Source organism: Polyangium jinanense, from assembly GCF_028435265.1.
Lineage (GTDB): Bacteria > Myxococcota_A > Polyangia > Polyangiales > Polyangiaceae > Polyangium > Polyangium jinanense.
This window is the reverse complement of record NZ_JAGTJK010000003.1, coordinates 284,123-305,155: the sequence shown is the minus strand read 5'-3', so window position 1 is coordinate 305,155 and position 21,033 is coordinate 284,123. Positions and strand designations below refer to the sequence as shown.

Annotated in this window: 17 protein-coding genes; 7 read left to right on the top strand and 10 right to left on the bottom strand. The window is 68.9% G+C overall.

The window, feature by feature from the left end; all coding sequences use genetic code 11:
* Positions 1-64 precede the first annotated feature (64 nt).
* The 3 genes from mdh to mhpA all read left to right on the top strand — a co-directional run bounded on the left by mdh (position 65) and on the right by mhpA (position 3,810).
* Entirely contained in the window at positions 65-1,012 is a 948-nt protein-coding gene (mdh, locus tag KEG38_RS09885; RefSeq protein WP_272418905.1) for a malate dehydrogenase, read from the top strand.
* Positions 1,009-2,142: a DegT/DnrJ/EryC1/StrS family aminotransferase gene (locus KEG38_RS09880; RefSeq protein ID WP_272418904.1), complete on the top strand. Its 1,134-nt coding sequence runs from the start codon at positions 1,009-1,011 to the stop codon at positions 2,140-2,142. Before mdh ends, KEG38_RS09880 begins: the two co-directional genes overlap by 4 nt.
* Positions 2,143-2,205: 63 nt before the next feature.
* Complete coding sequence (gene mhpA, locus KEG38_RS09875; RefSeq protein ID WP_272418903.1) at positions 2,206-3,810, top strand: bifunctional 3-(3-hydroxy-phenyl)propionate/3-hydroxycinnamic acid hydroxylase MhpA; 1,605 nt, start codon at positions 2,206-2,208, stop codon at positions 3,808-3,810.
* A gap of 110 nt (positions 3,811-3,920) precedes the next feature.
* On the opposite strand, the gene KEG38_RS09870 is transcribed toward mhpA, so the two are convergent.
* The 3 genes from KEG38_RS09870 to icd all read right to left on the bottom strand — a co-directional run bounded on the left by KEG38_RS09870 (position 3,921) and on the right by icd (position 6,003).
* Entirely contained in the window at positions 3,921-4,382 is a 462-nt protein-coding gene (locus KEG38_RS09870) for a nucleotidyltransferase (RefSeq protein ID WP_272418902.1), read from the bottom strand.
* Positions 4,324-4,518, bottom strand: a complete 195-nt coding sequence (locus KEG38_RS09865; protein WP_272418901.1) for a hypothetical protein — start codon at positions 4,516-4,518, stop codon at positions 4,324-4,326. The genes KEG38_RS09870 and KEG38_RS09865 overlap by 59 nt, the downstream gene beginning before the upstream one ends.
* Before the next feature lie 90 nt (positions 4,519-4,608).
* Complete coding sequence (gene icd, locus KEG38_RS09860) at positions 4,609-6,003, bottom strand: NADP-dependent isocitrate dehydrogenase (RefSeq protein WP_272418899.1); 1,395 nt, start codon at positions 6,001-6,003, stop codon at positions 4,609-4,611.
* 104 nt (positions 6,004-6,107) lie between these two features.
* Between icd and KEG38_RS09855 the strand changes: the two genes are divergently transcribed.
* On the top strand, positions 6,108-7,124 hold the full coding sequence (locus KEG38_RS09855) for a peptidylprolyl isomerase (RefSeq protein WP_272418898.1): 1,017 nt from the start codon (positions 6,108-6,110) through the stop codon (positions 7,122-7,124).
* A gap of 324 nt (positions 7,125-7,448) precedes the next feature.
* Here the strand turns inward: KEG38_RS09855 and KEG38_RS09850 are convergent, their stop codons facing one another.
* From KEG38_RS09850 to KEG38_RS09840, 3 genes are all read right to left on the bottom strand, one after another.
* Positions 7,449-8,567 carry a prohibitin family protein gene (locus KEG38_RS09850; RefSeq protein WP_272418897.1) on the bottom strand — a complete coding sequence of 373 codons (1,119 nt, stop codon included), beginning with the start codon at positions 8,565-8,567 and terminating at the stop codon, positions 7,449-7,451.
* Positions 8,568-8,604: 37 nt separating this feature from the next.
* On the bottom strand, positions 8,605-10,104 hold the full coding sequence (locus tag KEG38_RS09845; RefSeq protein ID WP_272418896.1) for a DUF2330 domain-containing protein: 1,500 nt from the start codon (positions 10,102-10,104) through the stop codon (positions 8,605-8,607).
* 154 nt (positions 10,105-10,258) lie between these two features.
* Positions 10,259-11,056: a hypothetical protein gene (locus KEG38_RS09840; protein WP_272418895.1), complete on the bottom strand. Its 798-nt coding sequence runs from the start codon at positions 11,054-11,056 to the stop codon at positions 10,259-10,261.
* 78 nt (positions 11,057-11,134) lie between these two features.
* Between KEG38_RS09840 and dusB the strand changes: the two genes are divergently transcribed.
* The 3 genes from dusB to KEG38_RS09825 all read left to right on the top strand — a co-directional run bounded on the left by dusB (position 11,135) and on the right by KEG38_RS09825 (position 15,271).
* Entirely contained in the window at positions 11,135-12,121 is a 987-nt protein-coding gene (dusB, locus tag KEG38_RS09835; RefSeq protein ID WP_272418894.1) for a tRNA dihydrouridine synthase DusB, read from the top strand.
* Between the two features lie 504 nt (positions 12,122-12,625).
* A complete protein-coding gene (locus KEG38_RS09830; RefSeq protein WP_272418893.1) occupies positions 12,626-13,117 on the top strand; it encodes a response regulator in 492 nt (163 codons plus the stop codon).
* Positions 13,118-13,156: 39 nt separating this feature from the next.
* Positions 13,157-15,271, top strand: a complete 2,115-nt coding sequence (locus KEG38_RS09825; protein ID WP_272418892.1) for a S16 family serine protease — start codon at positions 13,157-13,159, stop codon at positions 15,269-15,271.
* A gap of 172 nt (positions 15,272-15,443) precedes the next feature.
* Here the strand turns inward: KEG38_RS09825 and KEG38_RS09820 are convergent, their stop codons facing one another.
* The 4 genes from KEG38_RS09820 to topA all read right to left on the bottom strand — a co-directional run bounded on the left by KEG38_RS09820 (position 15,444) and on the right by topA (position 21,030).
* Positions 15,444-15,926 (bottom strand): hypothetical protein, encoded by a 483-nt coding sequence (locus tag KEG38_RS09820; RefSeq protein WP_272418891.1) that lies wholly within the window; start codon positions 15,924-15,926, stop codon positions 15,444-15,446.
* 143 nt (positions 15,927-16,069) lie between these two features.
* Entirely contained in the window at positions 16,070-16,600 is a 531-nt protein-coding gene (locus KEG38_RS09815; RefSeq protein WP_272418890.1) for an Hsp20/alpha crystallin family protein, read from the bottom strand.
* Between the two features lie 410 nt (positions 16,601-17,010).
* The gene (gene trmFO, locus KEG38_RS09810) at positions 17,011-18,399 is read right to left on the bottom strand and encodes a methylenetetrahydrofolate--tRNA-(uracil(54)-C(5))-methyltransferase (FADH(2)-oxidizing) TrmFO (RefSeq protein ID WP_272418889.1); all 1,389 of its coding nucleotides are present in this window, start codon (positions 18,397-18,399) and stop codon (positions 17,011-17,013) included.
* A gap of 63 nt (positions 18,400-18,462) precedes the next feature.
* Complete coding sequence (gene topA / locus KEG38_RS09805) at positions 18,463-21,030, bottom strand: type I DNA topoisomerase (protein ID WP_272418888.1); 2,568 nt, start codon at positions 21,028-21,030, stop codon at positions 18,463-18,465.
* Positions 21,031-21,033: the final 3 nt, after the last annotated feature.

Below are 21,033 nucleotides of genomic sequence, written 5' to 3'. Positions count from 1 at the left end.
GCAAGATTTGCGCGGCGCAGCAAGCCGGTTCTTTTCAGCTCGTCGGGATGCTAAAGGGCCGCGCATGAGCACTCGGAAGAAGATCGCACTCATCGGGGCCGGCAACATCGGCGGCGAGCTCGCGGCGCTCTGCGCCCGCAAGGAGCTCGGCGACATCGTCCTCTTCGACATCCCGGCGAAGAGCGACTTCGCCAAGGGCAAGGCCCTCGATCTCGAGCAGAACTCGAGCGTCATCGGCTACGACGCGAAGATCACCGGCACGAGCGACTGGAAGGACTGCGCCGGCGCCGACGTCGTGATCGTCACCGCGGGCATCCCGCGCAAGCCCGGCCAGAGCCGCGACGACCTCGTCGCGACGAACCTGCCCATCATCCGCAGCGTCGCGGCGGGCGTGAAGGAGCACTGTCCGGACGCGTTCGTGATCGTCATCTCGAACCCGCTCGACGCGATGGTCTACGAGCTCAAGCGCGCCACGGGCCTGCCCCGCGAGCGCGTCGTCGGCATGGCCGGCGTGCTCGACAGCGCCCGCTTCCAGCTCTTCCTCGCGCGCGAGGCCAACGTCAGCATCAAGGACGTGCGCGCCATGGTGCTCGGCGGCCACGGCGACGACATGGTCCCCGTGCTCAGCGCGACCACGATCAACGGCGTCGCCGCGACCGAGCTCATCGCGCGCGAGAAGCTCGACGCGATCATCGCCCGCACGCGCACGGGCGGCGGCGAGATCGTCAAGCTCATGGGCACGAGCGCCTACTACGCCCCGGCTTCGGCCGCGGTCGCGATGGCCGAGGCGTTCCTCCTCGACCAGAAGCGCCTCCTGCCGAGCGCCGTCTACCTCGACGGCGAGTACGGCTACAAGGACCTCTTCATGGGCGTGCCCGTCATCATCGGCGGCCGCGGCGTCGAGAAGATCCTCGAGATCAAGCTGACGGACGACGAGAAGGCGATGCTCGCGAAGAGCGCGAAGAGCGTGCAGGGCATCACCGACGTCGTGAAGAACACGCCGGCCGCGTGAGTGTCCCCATGCGGGACATCACGGTCCCGCTCCTCGATCTGCGCGCGCTCCATCGCGCGATCCGCGAAGAGATCGATCAAGCCATCGCCCGTGTCGTCGAGGCGCAGGCGTTCGTCCTCGGAGAAGAGGTTCGCCTCTTCGAGGAGGCGATCGCCGCGCGCCTCGGTGCCGCGCACGCGATCGGCGTGGCCTCGGGCAGCGACGCGCTCCTGCTCTCGCTCGTCGCTTCGGGCGTGGGCCCGGGCGACGAGGTCGTGACCACGCCGTTCACGTTCTTCGCGACCGCGGGCGCGATCGCGCGGCTCGGCGCGCGGCCCGTGTTCGTCGACATCGAGCCCGACTCCTGGAACCTCGATCCCACGCGCGCGCTCGCGGCGCTCGGCCCGCGCACGCGCGCGATCGTGCCCGTGCATCTCTACGGCCGCGTGGCGCGGATGGAAGCGTGGCTCGACGAAGCGCGGGCGCGTGGCATCGCGGTCGTCGAGGACGCGGCGCAGGCGATCGACGCGCGGCGGGGTGGGCACGCGGCCGGCACGATCGGCACGTTTGGCTGCCTCTCGTTTTTCCCGAGCAAGAACCTCGGGGCGTTCGGCGACGGTGGGCTCGTCTTGACGAACGACCCCGAAAAAGCCCTCCGGATTCGCCGTCTCCGCACGCACGGCGGCGAGAAGATGTACCGGCACGACGAGGTCGGCATGAACAGCCGCCTCGACGCGATCCAGGCCGCGGTTTTACGCGCCAAGCTCCCCTACCTCGACGGCTGGACCGAGGCGCGACGCGCCATCGCCGATCGATATCGCGCCCTCTTCGCCGAGGCGGGCCTCTCCGAATTCGTCCGCCCCGCCGAGGACGATCCCGAGGGCCGCCACGTCTACCACCAATTCACGATTCGCGCCGTTCGTCGCGACGCTCTCCGCGCCTTCCTCGAATCCGCCGGGGTCGGCACCGCCGTCTACTACCCGGTCCCGCTGCATCTCCAGCCTTGTTTCGCGCACCTCGGCCACCACCCGGGCGATTTCCCCGAGGCCGAGCGCGCCTGCCGCGAGGTGCTCTCGCTCCCCATTTCGCCGACCTTGACGCCGGAGCAGCAGCAGTTCGTGGTGGATCGCATTCGCGCGTTCTACTCCTGATCACGTTCTCCCTGCGAAGCTCTCCCCGGTTGCCGCGCCATCTCGCCATCGCGATACTCGGGCATGCTCGAAGACGTCGACGTCGCGATCGTGGGGGCGGGTCCCGTGGGCACGCTGATGGCCAATCTGCTCGGCGGGCGCGGGCTCCGCGTGGCCGTGCTCGAGCGCGAGACGACGCCCCATGGCACCCCGCGCGCATTCTCCTGCGACGACGAGGCGATGCGCGTCTATCAGCAGGCCGGGCTCGATCGGGAGCTCGCGCAGACGATGTACGCCTGCCCGGAGGCCGAGTTCACCGACGGAAGCGGGCGCGCCTTCGCGAAGCTCGTCTTCCGCGGGCTCGATTTCGGCAATGGTTTTCCGGCGCTGAACTTCTTTCACCAGCCCACGCTGGAGGCCATCCTACGGCGAGGGCTCGAGCGATTCGAGGGCGTGTCGTTGCGACTCGGGCACGAGGTCCTCGCGATCGATCAGGATGCGGAGCGGGTGCGGCTGCGGGTGCGGGATCCGAGCGGACAGACGCGCGCATTGCGGGCGCGTTACGTGCTCGGGTGCGACGGGCGCAAGAGTACGATTCGCAAGCTCTCGGGCATTGCTTACGAGGGCCGCCGGTACGAGGAGCCGTGGATCGCCATCTCCGGCGTGATGGACGAGATCCCGGACACGATGCCGCTCGCGCGTTTCGTATGTGATCCGGCGCGGCCCGGCTTCGTCGCGCGCGGGACGGAGAACCAGTGCCGCCTGGAATTCATGCTGCAGGCGGGCGAGACGCGGGAGGCCATCGAGAGGCCGGAGTCGGTCGCGCGGCTGATCGCGCCGTATGTGGATCCCGCGAAGATCCGAATTCAACGAGCGAGCGTGTACACGTTCGAGGCGAAGACGGCGGCGCAATGGCGCAAAGGTCGGGTCTTCCTCCTGGGAGACGCGGCGCACACGATGCCGCCGTTCATGGGGCAAGGGCTCGTGTCGGGACTCCGGGATGCGGCGAACCTCGCGTGGAAGCTCGCGCTTTGCGCCTCCGGGCGCGCGAGCGAGCGGCTGCTCGATACGTACGAAGAGGAGCGGCGGCCGCACCTGCTCGCGATGACGGAAATCAGCATCCGGCTCGGGCACGTCTTTCTGGTGCGCGACGCGCGCGCGGCGGCGGTGCGGGACGCCGTGTTCCGTGGGCTCGATCGGGTGGGCCGCGTGCGCAAATTCATCCGGAACATGGAGTTCAAGCCGAAGCCTACGTGCGACGCGGGAATGATGCGCGGCGGGCGGCGTCGGCGCGGGCGCTTCGACAGAGCGCCGGGCGTGACCCCGCGTTACCCGGAAGGAACGTATTTCCCGCAGCCGTTCGTGCGTGACGCCGCGGGCGCGCGCGTGCGGCTCGACGACGTGCTCGGGACGGGATTCGCCGTGCTCGGCTTCGGGCTCGATCCACGCGAGGTGGTCCGGGACGAACCTTTCTGGGCGGGGCTCGGCGCGCGGTGTTTCCGGATCCTTCCCGCGGGGAGCGAGGCGCGCGAAGGCGCGCTCGTCGACGAGGACGGCGCGCTCGAACGGTGGTTTGTCCGGTATGACGCCACGCTCGCGGTCGTGCGGCCGGATCGTTATGTGTTCGGAGGGTTTTTACGCGCGGAGGTGGACCAGGCCGAGCATGCGCTGAAGCTGGCCCTCCGCTGATCGGCGTCACGCCCCCCAGCGGCGCGTGGTCATGGGCATCGGCTGCCCGGTTTCGAGCAGCGTCTTCAGGCTCGAAAGAATGGCCGGCCAGCCGGCGGTCACGGCCGAGGTCATGGCGTCTTGGCTTTGATCGCCATCAACTTCGCCACGTCTGCGACGTCCTTCTCACGCCCAGAGGCCCGTTTGTTCTTGAGCAACGCTTCGAGCCCGAGGAAAGCCACCGGCAGCCCGTCGAGCGAGCCGCTCACCCGGCTGTCCCAGGCCTCATCGAAGTCGACGCCGGAGATCGACGTCAGCAAATCGATACGGTTGGGCGGACGGCCGAGCTGCACGACCGCGTTAGGCCGCATGAAGTCGTCGGCAGACAACGCGAGCTGTCCAAAACCGAACGTCGCGAGCGCCCCAAGGATTCGGTCGGCGTTCGCCCGCGTCGGCCGAACGAAGAAATCGATGTCCCCGGTGAACCGGGGATGTCCGTGGAACGCGACGGCGTGTCCCCCGACGACGATGAACTCAACACCGCTCGAGTTCAACAACCCGACAAACTCTCTCAAATCCTGCTGCAGCTTCACCCATGGACTCCCGGTAGCTGGCCACGAGATCCAGCAAGAGGTCGACGCGCTCCTGTGGCGTGAGGCTCGCGTAATAGGCTTCGTCGGCCCGCTCGGCTTCCTCGAAGCTGTGGAATACGAGAACGCTCTTGTCCATGGGTAGGCACCCGTCGAGAACCCTCGACAGTATGAAGCCCCCTCCTCCGATCCGGAAGAGGGGGCTTCAGCACGTCACGCGGGAAAGCGCTCAGCCCATGTTCGCGATGATCGCGTCACCGAACTCGGAGCACTTCACTTCCTTCGCGCCCTCCATGAGGCGCGCGAAGTCGTAGGTCACGGTCTTCGCGCCGATCGCGCCGTCCATGCCCTTGTTGATGAGGTCCGCGGCCTCGATCCAGCCCATGTGCCGCAGCATCATCTCGCCCGAGAGGATGACCGAGCCGGGGTTCACCTTGTCGAGGTTCGCGTACTTCGGCGCCGTGCCGTGCGTGGCCTCGAAGACCGCGTGGCCCGTCACGTAGTTGATGTTGCCGCCCGGCGCGATGCCGATGCCGCCGATCTGCGCGGCGAGCGCGTCCGAGAGGTAATCGCCGTTCAGGTTCAAGGTCGCGATCACGTCGAAATCACGCGGCCGCGTGAGGACCTGCTGCAGCGTGATGTCCGCGATCGAGTCCTTGACGCGGAGCATCTTCTTCCACTTGCCGCCGCCGTGCGTGTCCCAGAGCTTGAGCGCCTCCTCGACCTCGGCGCGGAACTCCGCCTGCATGTCGGGCGGCGCCATGTCGTAGCCAGGCTCGATCTCCTTGGCGTTCTGCTCGACCGTGATCTCCGGGTTCTTCTCCTTGTTCCCGAGGATCCACGTCTCGCGCTCGGTCACCACCTTGTTCCGGAAGTCGTGCTGCGCGAGCGAATACCCCCACGCCTTGAACGCGCCTTCCGTGAACTTCATGATGTTGCCCTTGTGCACGAACGTGACGCTCTTCCGGTTGAACCGGAGCGCGTACTCGATCGCCGCGCGCACCAGGCGCTCCGTGCCCTCGCGGCTCACCGGCTTGATGCCGATGCCGCTCGTCGCCGGGAAGCGGATCTTCTTCACCCCCATCTCGTTCTGGAGGAAGTCGATCACCTTCTTCGCCTCGGGGCTCTCGGCCTCCCACTCGATGCCGGCGTAGATGTCCTCCGTGTTCTCACGGAAGATCACCATGTCGACCGCGCCCGGATCCTTCACCGGCGAAGGAACGCCCTTGTACCAGCGCACCGGGCGCAGGCAGACGTAGAGGTCGAGCATCTGCCTGAGGGCCACGTTCAACGAACGGATGCCCTTGCCGATCGGGGTCGTCAGCGGGCCCTTGATGCCCACGAGGTACTGGCGATACGCCTCGACCGTACCCTGGGGCAGCCACTCGCCGAACGTGTTGAACGCCTTCTCGCCCGCGTACACCTCGTACCAGGCGATCTTCCTCTTGCCGCCGTAGGCCTTCTCCACGGCCGCATCGAGTACGCGCTGGCTCGCCCGCCAGATGTCGGGGCCGGTGCCATCGCCTTCGATGAACGGGATGATGGGTTGGTCCGGCACCTGGAGCTGGCCGGACGCGGACATCGTGATCGCTTCGCCCGCAGTGGGCTTCGGGAACTCGCGCATGGCCGCGCAATAAACCAGGGCGACGGCTGCCGCAACGGGGACGGACGATCTCGGGTGATTCGCCCGCGGACCCACGGCCGCACTTGTGCTACGTCGTGCCCGGCATGCGCTCTCGTCAAAGGCTCGTCGCTCTTGGTCTCGTGCTCGCCGCCGCCCTCGCCCAGCAGCCGGCCGAAGCCATCGTCGTCGAGCGAATCGTCGCGGTCGTAGGCGACGACCCGATCCTGCTCTCCGATCTCCGCGCCCGCGCCAAGCCCTCCCTCCTGCAGGTCCAGCAGCGCGTGCGTCCCGGCGCCGAGCAAGCGGCCGCAGAGTCGCAGGTCTTCAAGGACACGCTCGAGGTGATGATCGATCAGAGGCTCGAAGCGCAGGCCGCCGAGCGCGCGGGAATCACGGTGACGCCCGACGAGGTCGAGAACGCCTTCCGCAACATCGCGAACGCCCAAGGTCTCACGACGGCCGAGATGTTCCGCGAGGCGAAGGCGCGCTTGGGCCTCACGGAGCAGGAGTACCGCGACGAGATCCGGCGGCAGATCCTCGAAGGAAAGATGCTGCAGCTCCGCGTGAAGGGGCGCGTGCGCATCACCGAGGACGACGTGAAGGCGATGTACGAGCGCACGCTTCGCGAGGAGCGCAAGCGCCGCGACTACCGTGCCGCGTGGATCGTGCTGCAGATCATGCCGGGATCGAGCCCGGAGGCGATCGCCGAGCGAAAGAAGCTCGCGGCCGAGCTCGTGACGCGGGCCCGCGCCGGCGAGGACTTCGCGGCGCTCGCGCGCGCCTACTCGGACGAGGCGAACACGCGCGACGCGGGCGGCGACCTCGGGATCCGCGCGCCGGCCGGCTCGCCGCAGGCCCAGCAGGGCCAGCGCCCGGCGCTCGCGCCCGATTTCGAGAACGCGGTGATGCCGCTCGACCCCGGTCAGGTAAGCGATGTGATCCAGGTGGAGAAGGGCCTCGTGATCATGAAGCTCGTCTCGCGTCAGCCCTCCCGGTACACGACATACGAGGCGGCGAAGGGCGAGATGGTGCAGCGCCTGCAGACGGAGATCCTCGAGAAGGCGAAGCGCAAGTGGCTCGACGAGCTGAAGAAGCGCACGCACCTCGACGTGCGTTTGTAGTTCGACTCCCTCACCCGCCGCGCCGGGGCGCTGCCCCGGGCCCCGCGGGGGCTATTCGCCCCTCGACCCGAACCAGGGCAAGCCCTGGACCTTTTGTGGGAGAACTGCGCGGTGCGCAGTTCTCCCAGCAGGCCGGTGGGACCGCCCCGCCCGTCGAGACGTCAGCGCTGCTGTCGCCGGTCTCGACCGGGCCCGTTCGATGAACTGGGCGGGGGCGCAGTTAATCGACCACGAGTCCAGCGCTTGCGCTGGTCCGGGTGCAGGGGCGGACAGCCCCCGCTGGGGCCTGGGGCAACGCCCCAGCGCAGCGGCGTCGACATGAGACTACGGCTTCGATGGCTCGGCCGGCGGCGTTGACGCCGGGGGCGCTTTCCCGGTGTCGGCCTTCTCATCCTTCTCGGCCTTCTCGCGCTCGGCGTCCTTGCGCTCCAACTCCTCTTCCTGACCGAGCAGCTCGAGAAGCTTCTTCTCGTCGTCGTCGCCGCCCTTGCCGAGCTTCGACGCGTCGAACGTGAGCATCGGCATCGCGCCGCCGCCGTTCATCACGGGCAGCCTGCCGTTCCAGCGCTCGAGCGCGCGGTACTGCAGCACTGACGGCGTCATCGAGTACTTGAGGATCAGGTTCGACCGCGCCTCGGCCTTCGCCGTGATGAGCTTCGCGTCCGCCTCGCCTTGCGCGCGCGCCCGCGCCGCCTTCGCTTGCCCCTCGGCCTGCGTGACCGCCTGCTCCGCCTCTGCCTTCACCTGGCGCACCCGGTTCTCCGCCTGGATCGCCTGCTGCGTCGCCTCCATCGCGCGGTTGATCGCGTTCGCCACGTTCTCCGGCAACCGCAGCGCGCCGTTGATCGTCAGCTGATCGATCACGAACCCGTCCGGGCCGAGCTGCTCCTGCATGCGCTTCGCGACGTTCTCCACGAGCTTGCCCTTGCCCGCGCCGTAGATCTCCTGCACCGGCATCTGCGAGGCTTGCATGTTGAAGCTCTCGCGCATCGCGTTGCGCACGTAGCCGTTCGCGAGGTCCATCAGGTCCGACTTGCGAAACCGCCCGTAGAGCTTGGGCGCGAGCGTGGGCTCGATGTGGAACGAGAGCCCGACGTCCGCGTTGATGTTCACGCCCTCCTGCGACGAGAACGTGATCGAGCTGTCGCGCGCGTTGCCCTCGTGCGGATCCTTCGTCCAGACGATGTTCTGCACGCTCGTCGGGAACAGGATGATTTGCTCGGTCAGCGGGTTGAAGAACACCCAGCCCTGCACCGTGGGGCTCTTGTCGACGCCGCGCTCGTCGCCGGCGAGCTTGACCTTGATGCCGACGTGCCCTGCGTCGACGCGCGTGACGCACGACGAGAGGGCGATCGCCAGGATCACGAGCCCGATGGCCGCGACGGCGACGCGCTTGATGAGGTTTGCCTGGGGTGGGGACGAGAAGGGGCGGACGGTTGCCATGGCGCTCTCGCGCCTAGCATATCGAAAAGAGGAGAGCTCAGGCCCTCGTGATGCCCATGCGCCGGCGAGCAGCCGCGGCGAGCGCGGCGAGCGCCATGCCGAACGCGACGACGAGCGGGCCGCGTCCGTCGCCGGTCTTCTTGCCACCGCCCGGGATCGGAGCGGCCGAGCCGTCGCCGCAGAACACGTCGACGTTCGTGCCGATGCGGGCCTGGTGCATGTTGTCGACGGTCTCCTGCGAGGCCGCGGGCTGCAGGACGAGATCGCTCTCGAGCGCCGCGCGCGGCAGGTTCGCTTCGAGCCGCGTGAGCCAAACGTCCTTCGGATGCAGGCCGTTCAGCGCGACCGCGAGGTCGTCGAGCGGGCCGCAGGCCAGCGTGCGTGCGTCGATCTCGCCCGACGCGACCTCGCCGCAGGACGGATCGTCGAGCGGCACGCCCGCGGGGCACGGGTTCGAGACCATGAGGCCGCTCTTGCCGACGTTCGCGAAGGACTCCGAGCAGAAGCCGTCTGCCGTCTCGCCGTTCGCGATGCCCTGCTGCACGTAGGCCGCCGCGATCGAGTCGGCGAAGTTGCCGTTGCCGGCGGTCGTGTACGTGCGGAAGCCCTGGAAGCTGAAGAGACCGGGGAGCTGCGAGAGCAGGCCGCCCTCGAACGCGAACGCCGTGAGCCACGACGCGCCGCCGTTCTGCTCGAGCACCTTCGTGCGGAGCTCGCCGTAGTTCGACGACTGCGTCTTGAAGTCCCACGAGAGTAGGTCGACGGGCGCGACGACGTTGTTGAAGTTCTTCGCCTCCCAGCGACCCTCGGTGATCATGAAGAGCGTGATCGCCACGTTCGCGCCGCTGCCGATCGCCACCATGCGCAGGGGCAGCGTGGGGCTGATGCCTGGCTGCACGACACGCACGGGCGTCATCGCCTTCACGTCCTTGCCCGGCACGAGCTTGATCGCGATGAAGTCGAACTTCTCCGCGATGTAGGCGTCGATCACCGGCTGCGTCGAGGGATCGATGTCGTAGCCCGCGACGTCGAGCCACGTGTTCAGCGCGCCGGGCGTGTCCGTGCTCAGCGTGACGGTCTGATACGGGCCCACGGTGCCGCGGTGGACGACCGTGACGCTCGGGCCGCCGCCGCCGTTGCTGCCCCCCTCCGCGTCCGAAAACGCGCGGCCCGCGAGCGATTCGCTGCAGCCGAAGCCGCCGCTGCTTCCGTTGCCGCAGTCGACGGGCGCCTGGAAGATCTGCGTGGTCGTCGCGGCGTCGAGCGTGTCGAACCAGGCGTCGGTGGAGACCTCGATCACCGCGCCCGGCTTGACCGGCAAGACCCACGCGAAGCTCTCGGGATCGCCGTTGTACTGGATCTGATCCCAGAGCACCGTCTGCTTCGGCGAGATCGAGAGCGCCATGCGATGCGCCGAGACGACGGTGCTCTGGCTCGGCGGCGCGAAGCATCCCCCACACGCCTCGGCTTCGTTCGTCGCCGTAAGAGAAGCAAGAAGGGTGGCGGCAAGAACTGGGACAACGAAGCCGAAGCGCATGGGGAAGATCTCCTCTCGGGTAGGAGCCTTAAGAAAAGCAAGCCAAGGCGCGGGCGGGTTCAGCAAAAGCGATGCCGACCCGATTGCCGCCTTTTTCAGGGAATACGCTGCGCCAGAGTGAGCCACACAGGGCGAGGGCGCCCCGGGGCTTTCCTCAACGTGCGGGCGGGGCCACGTCGATGCGGCAGGAGACGGGGAGCGCGAGGCCGACCTGCTCGAGGGAGATGGGCGTCTGCGTGATGGCGCTCGGCGGCTCGCACGAGATGAGGTGGAGGGGCACGGTCTGCGACTCGGCGACGCGGGCGAAGGCGCGCGCGCGCTCGACCCAGCGCTTGACGAGCTCGGGTCGGAACGACTCGGGGTCGCGGAGCTTGATCTCGGGCGAGCCGAACGCGGTCTCGATCTCGGGCGCGCCTTCCCCGGACGAAGGCACGAGCGCGTCATGCTTCTTCGAGGCCTCGACGAGCCCCGCGACGATCTTCGCGCGCGCCCAGTAACCCGCCTCCGCGGCGAGCGGGACCTCGACGGCGCCGTCCACGGTCACGACGAAGCGCGTCTTCCGCGGCTCGTCGTCCTTCACCTTCGAATACTCGGCCGCGGCCGTGGTGTTCGCGCCGAGCATGGCGATCGTGGCCGCGCCGCCCGTGGCCGCGCCGAAGCGCTCCTTGAGGGCGAGCGTGGCTTTCTCCAGAAGATCGAGCCCGGCCTTCGGATCGCCGAGCTCGACGCGCAGGACGAAAGGAACACACGCGAGGTCCGGGCGCACGACGAGGGCGCCGCGCGCGTCGCCGTGGCTCGGGATCGAGGGGCCGCTCGGCGCGGAGAACGAGGAGGCGCTCCCGTACGACGCGCTCGAGAGGAGCGAAGGCGCGCTCGGCTCGGGGACGCCGGCGGAGCCGCACGCGGTGGCGAGGAGACCGAGCAGAAGCGGGAGGGGCTGGAGTTTCGCCATGGGGCGGCGAGTCTACCCGCAATCACGCGCTGGATCGCTGGCGCGTCCGTCTGCCGCGTGCTCTAACCTCTCCCCCCCGTGTCCCCCGACCGAACGCTTTTCCAGAAGCTCTTCTCGTCCCGCCCCGTGATCCTCGCGCCGATGGAGGACGTCTCCGACGCCGTCTTCCGCAAGCTCTGCCGCGAGCTCGGCGCCGAGCTCTGCGTGACGGAGTTCGTGAACGTCGAGGGCCTCTTGCGCGGCTGCCGCAACGCGCGCCGCAAGATCACGCTCGGCGCGGACGATCAGCCGACCGCCATCCAAATCTACGGCTCGGATCCGGATCGCCTCGCCGAGGCCGCCGAGATCGCCGCGGCGGCGGGCCCTTCGTTCGTCGACATCAACTGCGGCTGCTGGGTGCCGAAGATCGCGGGCCGCGGCGCAGGCGCGGGCTGGCTCCGGAACCCGACGGCGATGGTCGAGATGGCCGCGATGGTCGTGCGCCGCGTGTCCATGCCGGTGACCGTGAAGACGCGGATCGGCTGGGGCCCGGAGTCGGAGATGCCGATCGTGGAGCTCGCGAAGCGGCTGGAAGGCGCGGGCGTGTCGGCATTGACCATTCATTGCCGGACGGCGCAGATGGGCCACTCGGGGGCGGCGGACTGGACCTGGGCGGCGCGCGCGAGGAGCGTGGTCGGGATCCCGGTGATCGTGAACGGCGACATCAAGAGCGCGGAGGACGCCGAGCGCGCGCTCGCGGAGACGGGCTGCGAGGGCGTGATGGTCGGCCGCCGGGCGATCGAGCACCCGTGGATCTTCCGCGAGGCGAAGGCGCTGCTCGAAGAGGGTCGGCGGATCGATGCGCCGACGCCCGAGGAGCGGATCGCGCTCTGCAAGAAGCACCTCGTGATGAACACGGAGGAGCGCGGCGAGCCCCACGGGGTGCGCGTGACCCGAAGGCACCTCGCGGGATATCTGCACGGTCTGCCGGGCGCGGCGGCGCTCCGGCGCGCGCTGAATGCGTGTGACTCGCTGGAAGGGTGCCTCGCGATTCTGGACGAGGCGCTCGCACGGCGGGCGGCCTGATCGACCTTTCGGGGGTGTGAGCGCCCACCTTTGGTGGGTCTAGCCACAAACAGGCGCGTCTCGAAGTCGCCTGCGCGCGTCTCGAAGTCGCCTGCGCGCGTCTCGAAGTCGCCTGCGCGCGTCTCGAAGTCGCCTGTGCGCGTCTCGAAGTCGCCTGCGCACGTCTCGAAGTCGCCTGCGCACGTCTCGAAGTCGCCTGCGCCGTGTCTCGAAGTCGCCTGCGCGCGGCGTGGGGTCGGTTGAAGGCGTCTCGAAGTCGCGTGCGCGCGCCTCGAAGTCGCGTGCGCCGCGTCTCGAAGTCGCCTGCGCGCGTCTCGAAGTCGCGTGCAGGCGTCTCCAAGGCGTGTGCGCGCGTCTCCAAAGAATGCAGCTTGGGCGTGATCCGCCCGGTCCCAACCCTTCTCTCCCTCGGACTCGCCCCGACGACCCTTGACCGGGGCCCCCGATGGCAAGGGGGCCCGGTGCGTGGCGTACTCGGTATCCGGCAAGCTCGCAGGGGGGACCATGCGTTCTGCTTCTGGTATCCGACCGGGACTTCCCACGAATCGCGACGGCGCGACGAAAGACGTGCGGCGCATCCTCGTGGCCGACGACGACGCGACCCGCAGGCGCCTCATCGGCGCCCTTCTCGTCGAGAAATACGCCCCCGCGGTCGCCCTCGAAGCCTCCTGCGTGCCCACCGCGCTCGAAGCCCTGCTCGTCCGGCACCCCGATCTCGTCGTCGCCGATCTGGGTTTGTCGGGGCATTCTCAGGGCGGCTTTCGCCTGATCCTCGACGCGGCCTCGCTCGGCGTGCCCGCGGTCGTCACGAGCGGGCCGATTTCGCGCGCGCTGGAGGAGCGGCTCGCGCAGCTCGGCGTGGGATGGGTGCCCAAGGGTTCGTCGGAGCAAACGTTGCTGGCCGCGATCGACCGCGTCATCGAGAAACCGCGCGTCGCGGAGCGCGGAAACGAGCCCCGGAAGGTGCCCTCGGGGCCCAGGATGCATACGGCGTGATCGGCGCGTCCGTGACGAGCCACGAGCGCTGAAAGCAGGATGTCGCGGGACAAACACCAGGCAGCCGGGCCCCCTTCGGAGTCCGGCGGGGCAGGAGAGCTCGACGCCGCCCTGGCCTCCGAAGGCCTCGACGACGAGCTCTTGCGCCAGCTCGGCCATCTGCTCGACATGGAGCTCGTGGATCCGCCGCGGCGCGCGCGCAAAGAGCCGCTGCGGCGGCGCGCCGCGGCGCACATCGTGATCGCGCGGCTGTCGTTCGAGGCGCGGCTCTCGGATCGGGCCGAGGTGGAGGCGCACGCGGCGCTCGCGCTCGCGCCCGACGACGAGGCGGCCCTGGGGCTGCTCGCGGCGATTCACCACGCGCGCGGCGAGCTCGGCGCTGCAATCACGCTGCACACCGAAATGGCGGCCCGCGCGGGCGGCGAGCCTTCGGCGCTGGCAACGCTCGGACGGCTCTTCGAGGCGAGCTTGCGGGAAGAGTCGCAATCCGCGCGCGGACCGCACGTCGCCCCCGAGGCGGGAGCGACGACGGGTTTGTCGGAGCTCGAGCACGCGTTTCGCGTGGCGTTCGGAGGCAATTTGCAGGGGGCGCTGCGCATCGTGGATCGGGTCGCGGCGCGGGCGCGCACCGAGGCGCGCAGCGTGTACAAGCTCGCGATGCTGGAGCGCGCTTTTTTGCTGGAGCAGGCGCAGGACGTGCGGGGCGCGATCACCACGCTGGAGCGCCTCGCCGACGAGCCCGGGCTCGCGAACGACGCGGAGCGATTGCTTTGCCTGTCGCTCCTGTACGAACGAGAAGGGACGCCGGAGCGGATCCGCCGCGCGCTCCGGGCCGTGCGATATGCCTACCTCGTCACGCGGCGCCCCTCGCTGCTCCGGCGCGTCGCGCGGCTCGTGGGCAAGCTTGGGCATACACGCCTCGCGGAGCTGTTCGAGGCGCGTTATCTGGAAGTCTTCCGCCGCCGCATGCACGTGCTCTCGCTCCGGGAGGCCGCGCGGGCCTTGCCGACCGCGTACGTGCCCCCCGAGGGTTTGTCCGTCTTGCCCTTTGGACACCGCGCCGTCCAGCACCTCTTCGATCGAATCCGGGATCGAAAGCGCCCCGAGCACCGCCGGCGCGCCGCCGCGCTGTCGCTCTGGGCCGGCGAGCCGGCGCGCGCCGAGGCGATGTACGCGGAGCTCGATCGAGAAGGACGAACCACGGCCGTCGATTTGCTTTATTATGCGGATGCGCTGGAGGCGATCGGGGAGCACGAGCGGGCGCGTTTGGCGCGGCGGCGCGGGGTCGCGGGGCTCGAACGGCCGGACGCCGCAGCGCTGACGCGGCTGCTCGGGCACGAGGACGCGCGTCTCGAGGATGCGCGCGAGGCGCTCGGATCGCCGGAGCGGCTCGCGGAGGCGGGATCGGTGCTCCGGGCGCGGCGAAAAGCGCATCCGGAGGATCACGCGGCCGTGCTCGCGCTCGCGCGCGTGGCCGAGGCGAAAGGTGAGCTCGACGCGAAGGCGCGATACGAGGCCCACGCCCGCGCCCTCGCGGACGCCGCGCGCACGCCGCGCCCCTACGTGCTCGCGGCCGCCGCATTGCGCCGCGGCGGCGAAGTGCGCGGCGTGATTCACGAGCTCTGGGCCGACAGCCGACGCACGAAACGCGGCCGCGGCGGCCTCGACGAAAAGGACGTGCTCGGCTCGGTCGCGCCGGACCTCCGCGCCCGCGCGGTCTCCATTTTCCAGGCGGTGCGCGCCTTCGTCCGGGCCCGTTATCCTCACCGCGTCGATCCCGAGCTCGACGATCGCCGGTTTCTCCTCCGTTTCACGAAAGACGACGAGCCCTCGTCCGGCGACAGCGCCGGCCTGCCGATAGCCGTCGCTTTCGCGAGCGTGATGCTCGGGTTCTCCGCGCCGGCCGACGTCGCATTCTCGGGCGCCATGATCTGCGACGCGCACGACGTCCTGTCGCTCGGCCGCATCGGCGACGTCGACGCGAAAATCGAGGGCGCCTACGAGCGTCGCCTCTCGCGGATCGTGCTGCCCGCGCAAAACCGGGACGACGTGACACACGCCGAGCGCGTGCCACGCAAGATCGCCGAGCACATGGTCGTCTTCGCGCGGACGCTCGACGAGGTCCTCGAAGCGATTTTTCCCGAGCTGGTTTGAGGCATTTCGAGCCGAGGCGTATCGCCACGCGATGGAACGCCGCTACGCGAAAACAAAAAAGGTCTCGGCCGCCGTCACGCGAAAGGCGACGGCGGCCTAGACCCCAATGGCGCGTGGAGACGCGCCGGGAGACCGGCCGAGGAGGACCGATCTCCCGCTCAATGGCATCCGATCAGAAGCCGCAGGAGCGACACCAGGCTTCGTACTGCTGACGAGCGATCTCGCGCTGCCGCACGATCTCGGCCGTGAAGGGATTCCACCCCGTCCACGGTGTGGCCGTTGTGTGGCTCAGGCCGCTACGCTGCGCGTAGAACGGGTCGATGCTCGTCGGCAGGCCGCCCACGTGCTGCGGGCCGGTCCACGTCGGGACCGACTGCATCCCGTAGTTGTACGGATACACGCCGTACGGCGAGTGCCCGAGGCCGCCCGTGTAATCCACGGTCCGCGGATCCATGCCCTGCACCGGCACGCCGAACCCGAACGGGGTCGTGCCGAACGGGGTCGCGCCGAACGGGGTATGGGAGAGGCCGGCCATCTCGCGGTTGAAGTCGCGATTGAGGCTGATCCGCTGCGTGCGCGCCAGCACCTCACACGTCTGGGCGAGGTAATCGTTGAGGATGCGCAGGTTGTTGATCTCGTAGGTCTTGGGATCCATGGTCATACCCCCCTTGAATCAGGGCTCGTGCACAATCTCCGCCTCGAGGCCCTATGCCCCGACGCGGCACTACCTTTCCAGCGCTCTGCGCCAGAAATTCTCGCCGGGTGCGGAACGCTCGCAGGCGCCGCACCCGAAAACCTTCATTTCACGTCGATCGGGACCTCGGTCACGTCGTTCCCATGGCCGTCCGTGGGAATCACGACCGTGAGGACGCCGTCCCGCAGCGTCGCCTCGATCCCGTCGCGCCGCGCCCGCGGCGGCAGCGCGATCGTCCGGAGAATCGGCCCCTTGCGCCGCTCTTCCAGCCGCATCATGCCCGCTGCCGATCGCAATGCGCCACGCTCGCCACGAATCGTGAGCGCGTCGCCGGTCATCGATACGACGAGCTGCTCGCGCGTCACGCCGGGCACGTCCACCATCACGCGCACTTCGCGCTCGAGCTCGACGACGTCGACCGGAGGCGCGAACGCAGGCTCACTCTTGCCGCGCGGCTCCGCCGAGGCGCGCGCCTTCTGCTCGAGGAGCACCTTGAACTGCCGATAATTGCTCTCGGCATGGGACGCGGGATCCACCTCCGGCGGAAGCTCATAACGTCCCGGCTTGATGGCGCGCCCGGTGATCGATTGATACACGCCCGCGACCTCGGCGATTGCCTGCTCCACGTTCAACATCGGTCGTCCCCTCCAAGATGAAGCCGCGATGGCCGTCCGGGGCGCCCAAACGCCCGCCGAGACGCGCCGAAGTGCGCAGAAACGCGCCACCTCGCGCATTTCCGATTCGCCGCGACCGCGACGAGAAAGGACACTACGCGGGTCGTCGCCGCCTGTCTGTCGGTTGCGCCAGTGTTATCGATTCAGGAGGTTCCGGATCGCCGGAGGTAGAATGCCAGAGCCCCGACGGCATTTCCCGGATGAACCCGCCATTCCGCGGAAATCTCTTGGTTTTTCGTCTAAGGGTTCGAACGATGGTTCGCCCTGGTTGAATGGCGCGAATATGCCCAGCTCATACGGCGATACGCCCGGACGATACACGGATGCGCCCGCGCCAAACGCGCGTATGCCCAGGCATGATCCGGGGGCGATCAGAGCGCCGTGTTTTTCCAGGGATCGAGATCGGCGAGCGCGCGCTCGGCCATCGCCTCGTAGCGCGCGCGCTTCGTGAGCTTCGACTTCGTGCCTTCGAGCGGCGGCACGTGCGCCCACGTGATGTTCGAGGGCTGATACGAGGGTTGCTCGCGGCCGAGGTGCGTGAGGATGCCGCCGAGCGCCGTCGTCTTCGGCGGCGGCACGAGCGGTTTGCCCGCGAGCCGCTGCGCGAGCAGCACCGCGCAGACAAACCCCGCCGCCGCGCTCTCCACGTAGCCCTCGACGCCCGCGACCTGCCCCGCGAGGAAGACGCCCGGCATCGCGCGCATCTCCATGCCCGGACCAAGCACCTTCGGCGCGTCGACGAACGTGTTGCGATGCACCGAGCCGAACCGCAAGAACTCCGCCTCTTCGAGGCCCGGGACCATGCGGAAGACGCGGAGCTGTTCGGGGTACTTCATGCGCGTCTGGAAGCCGACCATGTTGTACGCCGTCGCGGCCGCGTCCTCGGCCCGGAGCTGGATCACGGCGTACGGCCGCCTTCCCGTGCGCGGATCGACGAGCCCGACGGGCTTCATCGGCCCGTACGCGAGCGTGCGCTCGCCGCGCTCGGCCATGACCTCGCAAGGCAAGCAGCCCTCGAAGTAACGCACGTCCTCGAACTCGCGCGGCGCGACCTTCTCCGCCGCGACGAGCGCCGCGACAAACGCGCGGTACGTCTCCTCGTCGAACGGGCAGTTGACGTACGCCTCGTCGCCACTCTCCTCGGCGTCCTCGGCCATCATCTTGCGGCCAGGCTCCTGCGCACGCTCGGCCGTGCCCTTGCCCCAGCGCGACTGCTTCCAGACCTTCGACCAGTTGATCGATTCGGCGCTCAGGATGGGCGCGATCGCGTCGTAGTACGCGAGGTGCTTTGTGCCGACGGCCTCGGCGATCGCGGCGGCGAGCGCGTCCGCGGTGAGCGGGCCGGTCGCGAGGATGACGGGACGCTCTTGCGGGATCTCCGTGACCTCGCGCGTCTCGACCGTGATGCGCGGGTGCTCGCGCATGGTCGTCGTGATCTCGGCGCCGAAGCGCTCGCGATCCACGGCGAGCGCGCCGCCCGCAGGCACGGCCGTTCGATCGGCGACGCGCATGACGAGCGATCCGACGCGGCGGAGCTCCTCCTTGAGCAAGCCGACAGCGTTCGCGAGCGCCGCGCCGCGGAGGGAGTTCGAACAGACGAGCTCGGCGAAGAAGTCGCTCGTCTGCGCGGGCGTGCGGCGCGCGGGCTTCATTTCGAGCAGGCGCACGTGGTGGCCGCGCTCGGCGAGCTGGAAGGCGGCCTCGCAGCCGGCAAGGCCGGCGCCGACGATGGTGACGTCGTGGGAGCGAGCTTCGGTCATGGTGTCGGGGAATAAGAGGCGCGCCGCGACGAACGGGCGCGCCTTGGGGGAGGGAGGGGTTGATTAGGCCGAGGCTCGGCCGTTGCTCTTCGACTTCGACGCCGTCTTCGTGGCGCCCTTCTTGTCGGCGGTCTTCGCCGCGGCCTTGGGCTTCTCCTCGGCCTTCGCCGCGGGCTTGGGCTCGGCCTTGGCCTTGGGCGGGGACTTGGGCTCGGACGGCGCGTCGGCCTCGGCCGACCCGTCGTCACCCGCGGCGCCCTCGGGCGCGGCGCCGGCGAGGCCGGCCTCGTCCTCCTCGGGCACCTCTTGCTTGAAGCCGCAGTCCTTCGTCGCGCAGACGAGCATCGGCTTCTTGCCGGCCGTGCGGGTCAGGAACTTGGCGCCGCAGGTCGGGCACGGGGTGGCGATGGGCTTCGCCCAGAGCTTGAAGTCACACTTCTGCTCGGCGTTGAAGTTCGAGCAGCCGTAGAACGTGCGCCCGCCCTTCTTGCGCGGCCGGACCTCGATGATGTCGCCGCCGCACTGCGGGCAGGCGACGCCGAGGGGCACGGGGCGCGCGTTCTTGCAGGCCGGGTAGCCCGTGCAGGAGAGGAAGTCACCGTAGCGGCCGGTGCGGATCACCATGGGCTTGCCGCACTTGTCGCAGGTGATGTCCGTCTCGCGCACGGCCTGCGCGCTGTTCGAAAGGTCGCGCGTGGCCTTGCACTTGGGGTAGCGGCTGCAGCTCAAGAAGTAGCCGTTTTTGCCCCACTTCTTGATCATCTCCCCTTCGCCGCACTCCTCGCAGGGGATGCCCGTCTTCTCCGACGGCGGCTTCCACGAGGCGAGCTTCTTCGCCGGCTCGAGCTGCTGGCGGAAGCGCTTGTAGAACCGCTTGAGGAGCTGCTCGCGCTTGATCTTGCCGGCGCCGACCTCGTCGAGCTCCTCCTCCATCTGCGCGGTGAAGTTCGGATCCATGAAGTCGAGGTTCGAGCGCACGAGGCCCTCGACCACGAACTTGCCGAGCTGCGTCGGCTGGAACGCGCCGCCGGGCAGCTTCTCCACGTACGCGCGCTGCTGCACCTTGCTGATGATCTCGGCGTACGTCGAAGGACGGCCGATGCCGCGCTTCTCGAGCTCACGCACGAGCGAGCCTTCGTTGTAGCGCGCCGGCGGCTGCGTGAACTTCTGCTCCGTCACCACGCCGGGCGGCGTCGCGAGGCGGATCACGTCGCCCTCGTTCATCTCGGGCAGGAGCGCGTCGCTGTCCTCCTCGACCGGCGCGGCCTTCGCCGCGGCCGTGGGCTCCGGGGCCTCACCGTCCGCCCCTGCCTCTTCCTCGCCCGCGAAATCACGCTGCCCTTCGGTGACCTCGAGCCAGCCCTTGTCCTTGAGCACGCGCCCCGTCGAGCGGAGCATGTACGACTTGCGCGAGGCATCGCCGCGCGTGGGCTCGGCCTGGATCTCGACCGTCGTCCGATCGTAGACGGCGGGCGTCATCTGCGAGGCGACGAAGCGGTTCCAGATGAGCTTGTACAGCTTGTACTGCTCGTCCTTGAGGTGCTTCTTGACCGAGTCCGGGTGGATGTTGACGTCCGTCGGTCGGATCGCCTCGTGTGCGTCCTGCGCGTTCTTCTTGGACTTGTAGACGTTCGGTTTGTCCGGGACGAAGGACTTGCCGTAACGCTTCTCGATCGCCTGGCGCACCTCGGCGATGGCGTCGTCGCTGACGCGCGTCGAGTCGGTACGGATGTAGGTGATGAGACCGACGGGGCCGCCGTCCTGCTTGAGGTCGACGCCTTCGTAGAGCCCCTGCGCGACCTGCATCGTGCGCTTCGTGCCGAAATGCAGGATGTTCGTCGCGTCCTGCTGGAGCTTCGAGGTCGTGTACGGCGCGGGCGGGTTGCGCTTCTGCTCGCGGCGCGTGACCTTCGCGACCTTGCAGCTCGCGCTCTCGAGATCGGCGCGCACGAAGGCGGCGGTCTCGCCGTTCTTCACCTCGATCTTCTCGCCCTCGGCCGCGGCGAGCTTGGCCACGAAGGCCGCGCCGCTCGGCGCCGAGAGTCCGGCCGAGACGTTCCAGTACTCCTCGGGGACGAACGCCTCGATCTCACGCTCGCGATCGACGATCAGCCGGAGCGCCACGGACTGCACGCGGCCGGCGGACAGACCGAAGGCGAGCTTCGACCAGACGAGCGCGGACACGTCGTAGCCGACGATGCGATCGAGCACGCGGCGAGCGCGCTGGGCGTCGTAGAGGTTGATGTCGAGCGGCCGGGGGTGCTGGACGCCGTGGTCGACGCCCTTCTTCGTGATCTCGTGGAACTCCACCCGCTCGACCCGGAGCTTGTCGTCCTGGATCTCCTCGAGGATGTGCCAAGCGATCGCCTCGCCCTCGCGATCAGGGTCGGTCGCCAGGAGCACCGCGTCCACCTTCTTGGCCGCGTCCTTCAGCTCCTGGAGGACTTTCTCCTTCCCGACGATGACCTCGTACTTCTCGGTGAAGTCGTTCGCGACGTCGACGGCGTTCTGGTTCTTGGGCAGATCCTTCAAATGCCCCTTGGAGGCGACGACGTCGTACCCCGAGCCGAGGTACTTCTTGATCGTCTTCGCCTTGGCCGGCGACTCCACGATGACGAGCGTCTTGGCCATCAC

Coding starts and splice junctions, on each gene's coding strand:
- mdh (WP_272418905.1), top strand. CDS start 65: ATGAGCACTCGGAAGAAGATCGCACTCATCGGGGCCGGCAACATCGGC.
- mhpA (WP_272418903.1), top strand. CDS start 2,206: ATGCTCGAAGACGTCGACGTCGCGATCGTGGGGGCGGGTCCCGTGGGC.
- KEG38_RS09865 (WP_272418901.1), bottom strand. CDS start 4,518: ATGGACAAGAGCGTTCTCGTATTCCACAGCTTCGAGGAAGCCGAGCGG.
- icd (WP_272418899.1), bottom strand. CDS start 6,003: ATGCGCGAGTTCCCGAAGCCCACTGCGGGCGAAGCGATCACGATGTCC.
- KEG38_RS09855 (WP_272418898.1), top strand. CDS start 6,108: ATGCGCTCTCGTCAAAGGCTCGTCGCTCTTGGTCTCGTGCTCGCCGCC.
- KEG38_RS09850 (WP_272418897.1), bottom strand. CDS start 8,567: ATGGCAACCGTCCGCCCCTTCTCGTCCCCACCCCAGGCAAACCTCATC.
- KEG38_RS09845 (WP_272418896.1), bottom strand. CDS start 10,104: ATGCGCTTCGGCTTCGTTGTCCCAGTTCTTGCCGCCACCCTTCTTGCT.
- KEG38_RS09840 (WP_272418895.1), bottom strand. CDS start 11,056: ATGGCGAAACTCCAGCCCCTCCCGCTTCTGCTCGGTCTCCTCGCCACC.
- KEG38_RS09830 (WP_272418893.1), top strand. CDS start 12,626: ATGCGTTCTGCTTCTGGTATCCGACCGGGACTTCCCACGAATCGCGAC.
- KEG38_RS09825 (WP_272418892.1), top strand. CDS start 13,157: ATGTCGCGGGACAAACACCAGGCAGCCGGGCCCCCTTCGGAGTCCGGC.
- KEG38_RS09820 (WP_272418891.1), bottom strand. CDS start 15,926: ATGGATCCCAAGACCTACGAGATCAACAACCTGCGCATCCTCAACGAT.
- KEG38_RS09815 (WP_272418890.1), bottom strand. CDS start 16,600: ATGTTGAACGTGGAGCAGGCAATCGCCGAGGTCGCGGGCGTGTATCAA.
- trmFO (WP_272418889.1), bottom strand. CDS start 18,399: ATGACCGAAGCTCGCTCCCACGACGTCACCATCGTCGGCGCCGGCCTT.
- topA (WP_272418888.1), bottom strand. CDS start 21,030: ATGGCCAAGACGCTCGTCATCGTGGAGTCGCCGGCCAAGGCGAAGACG.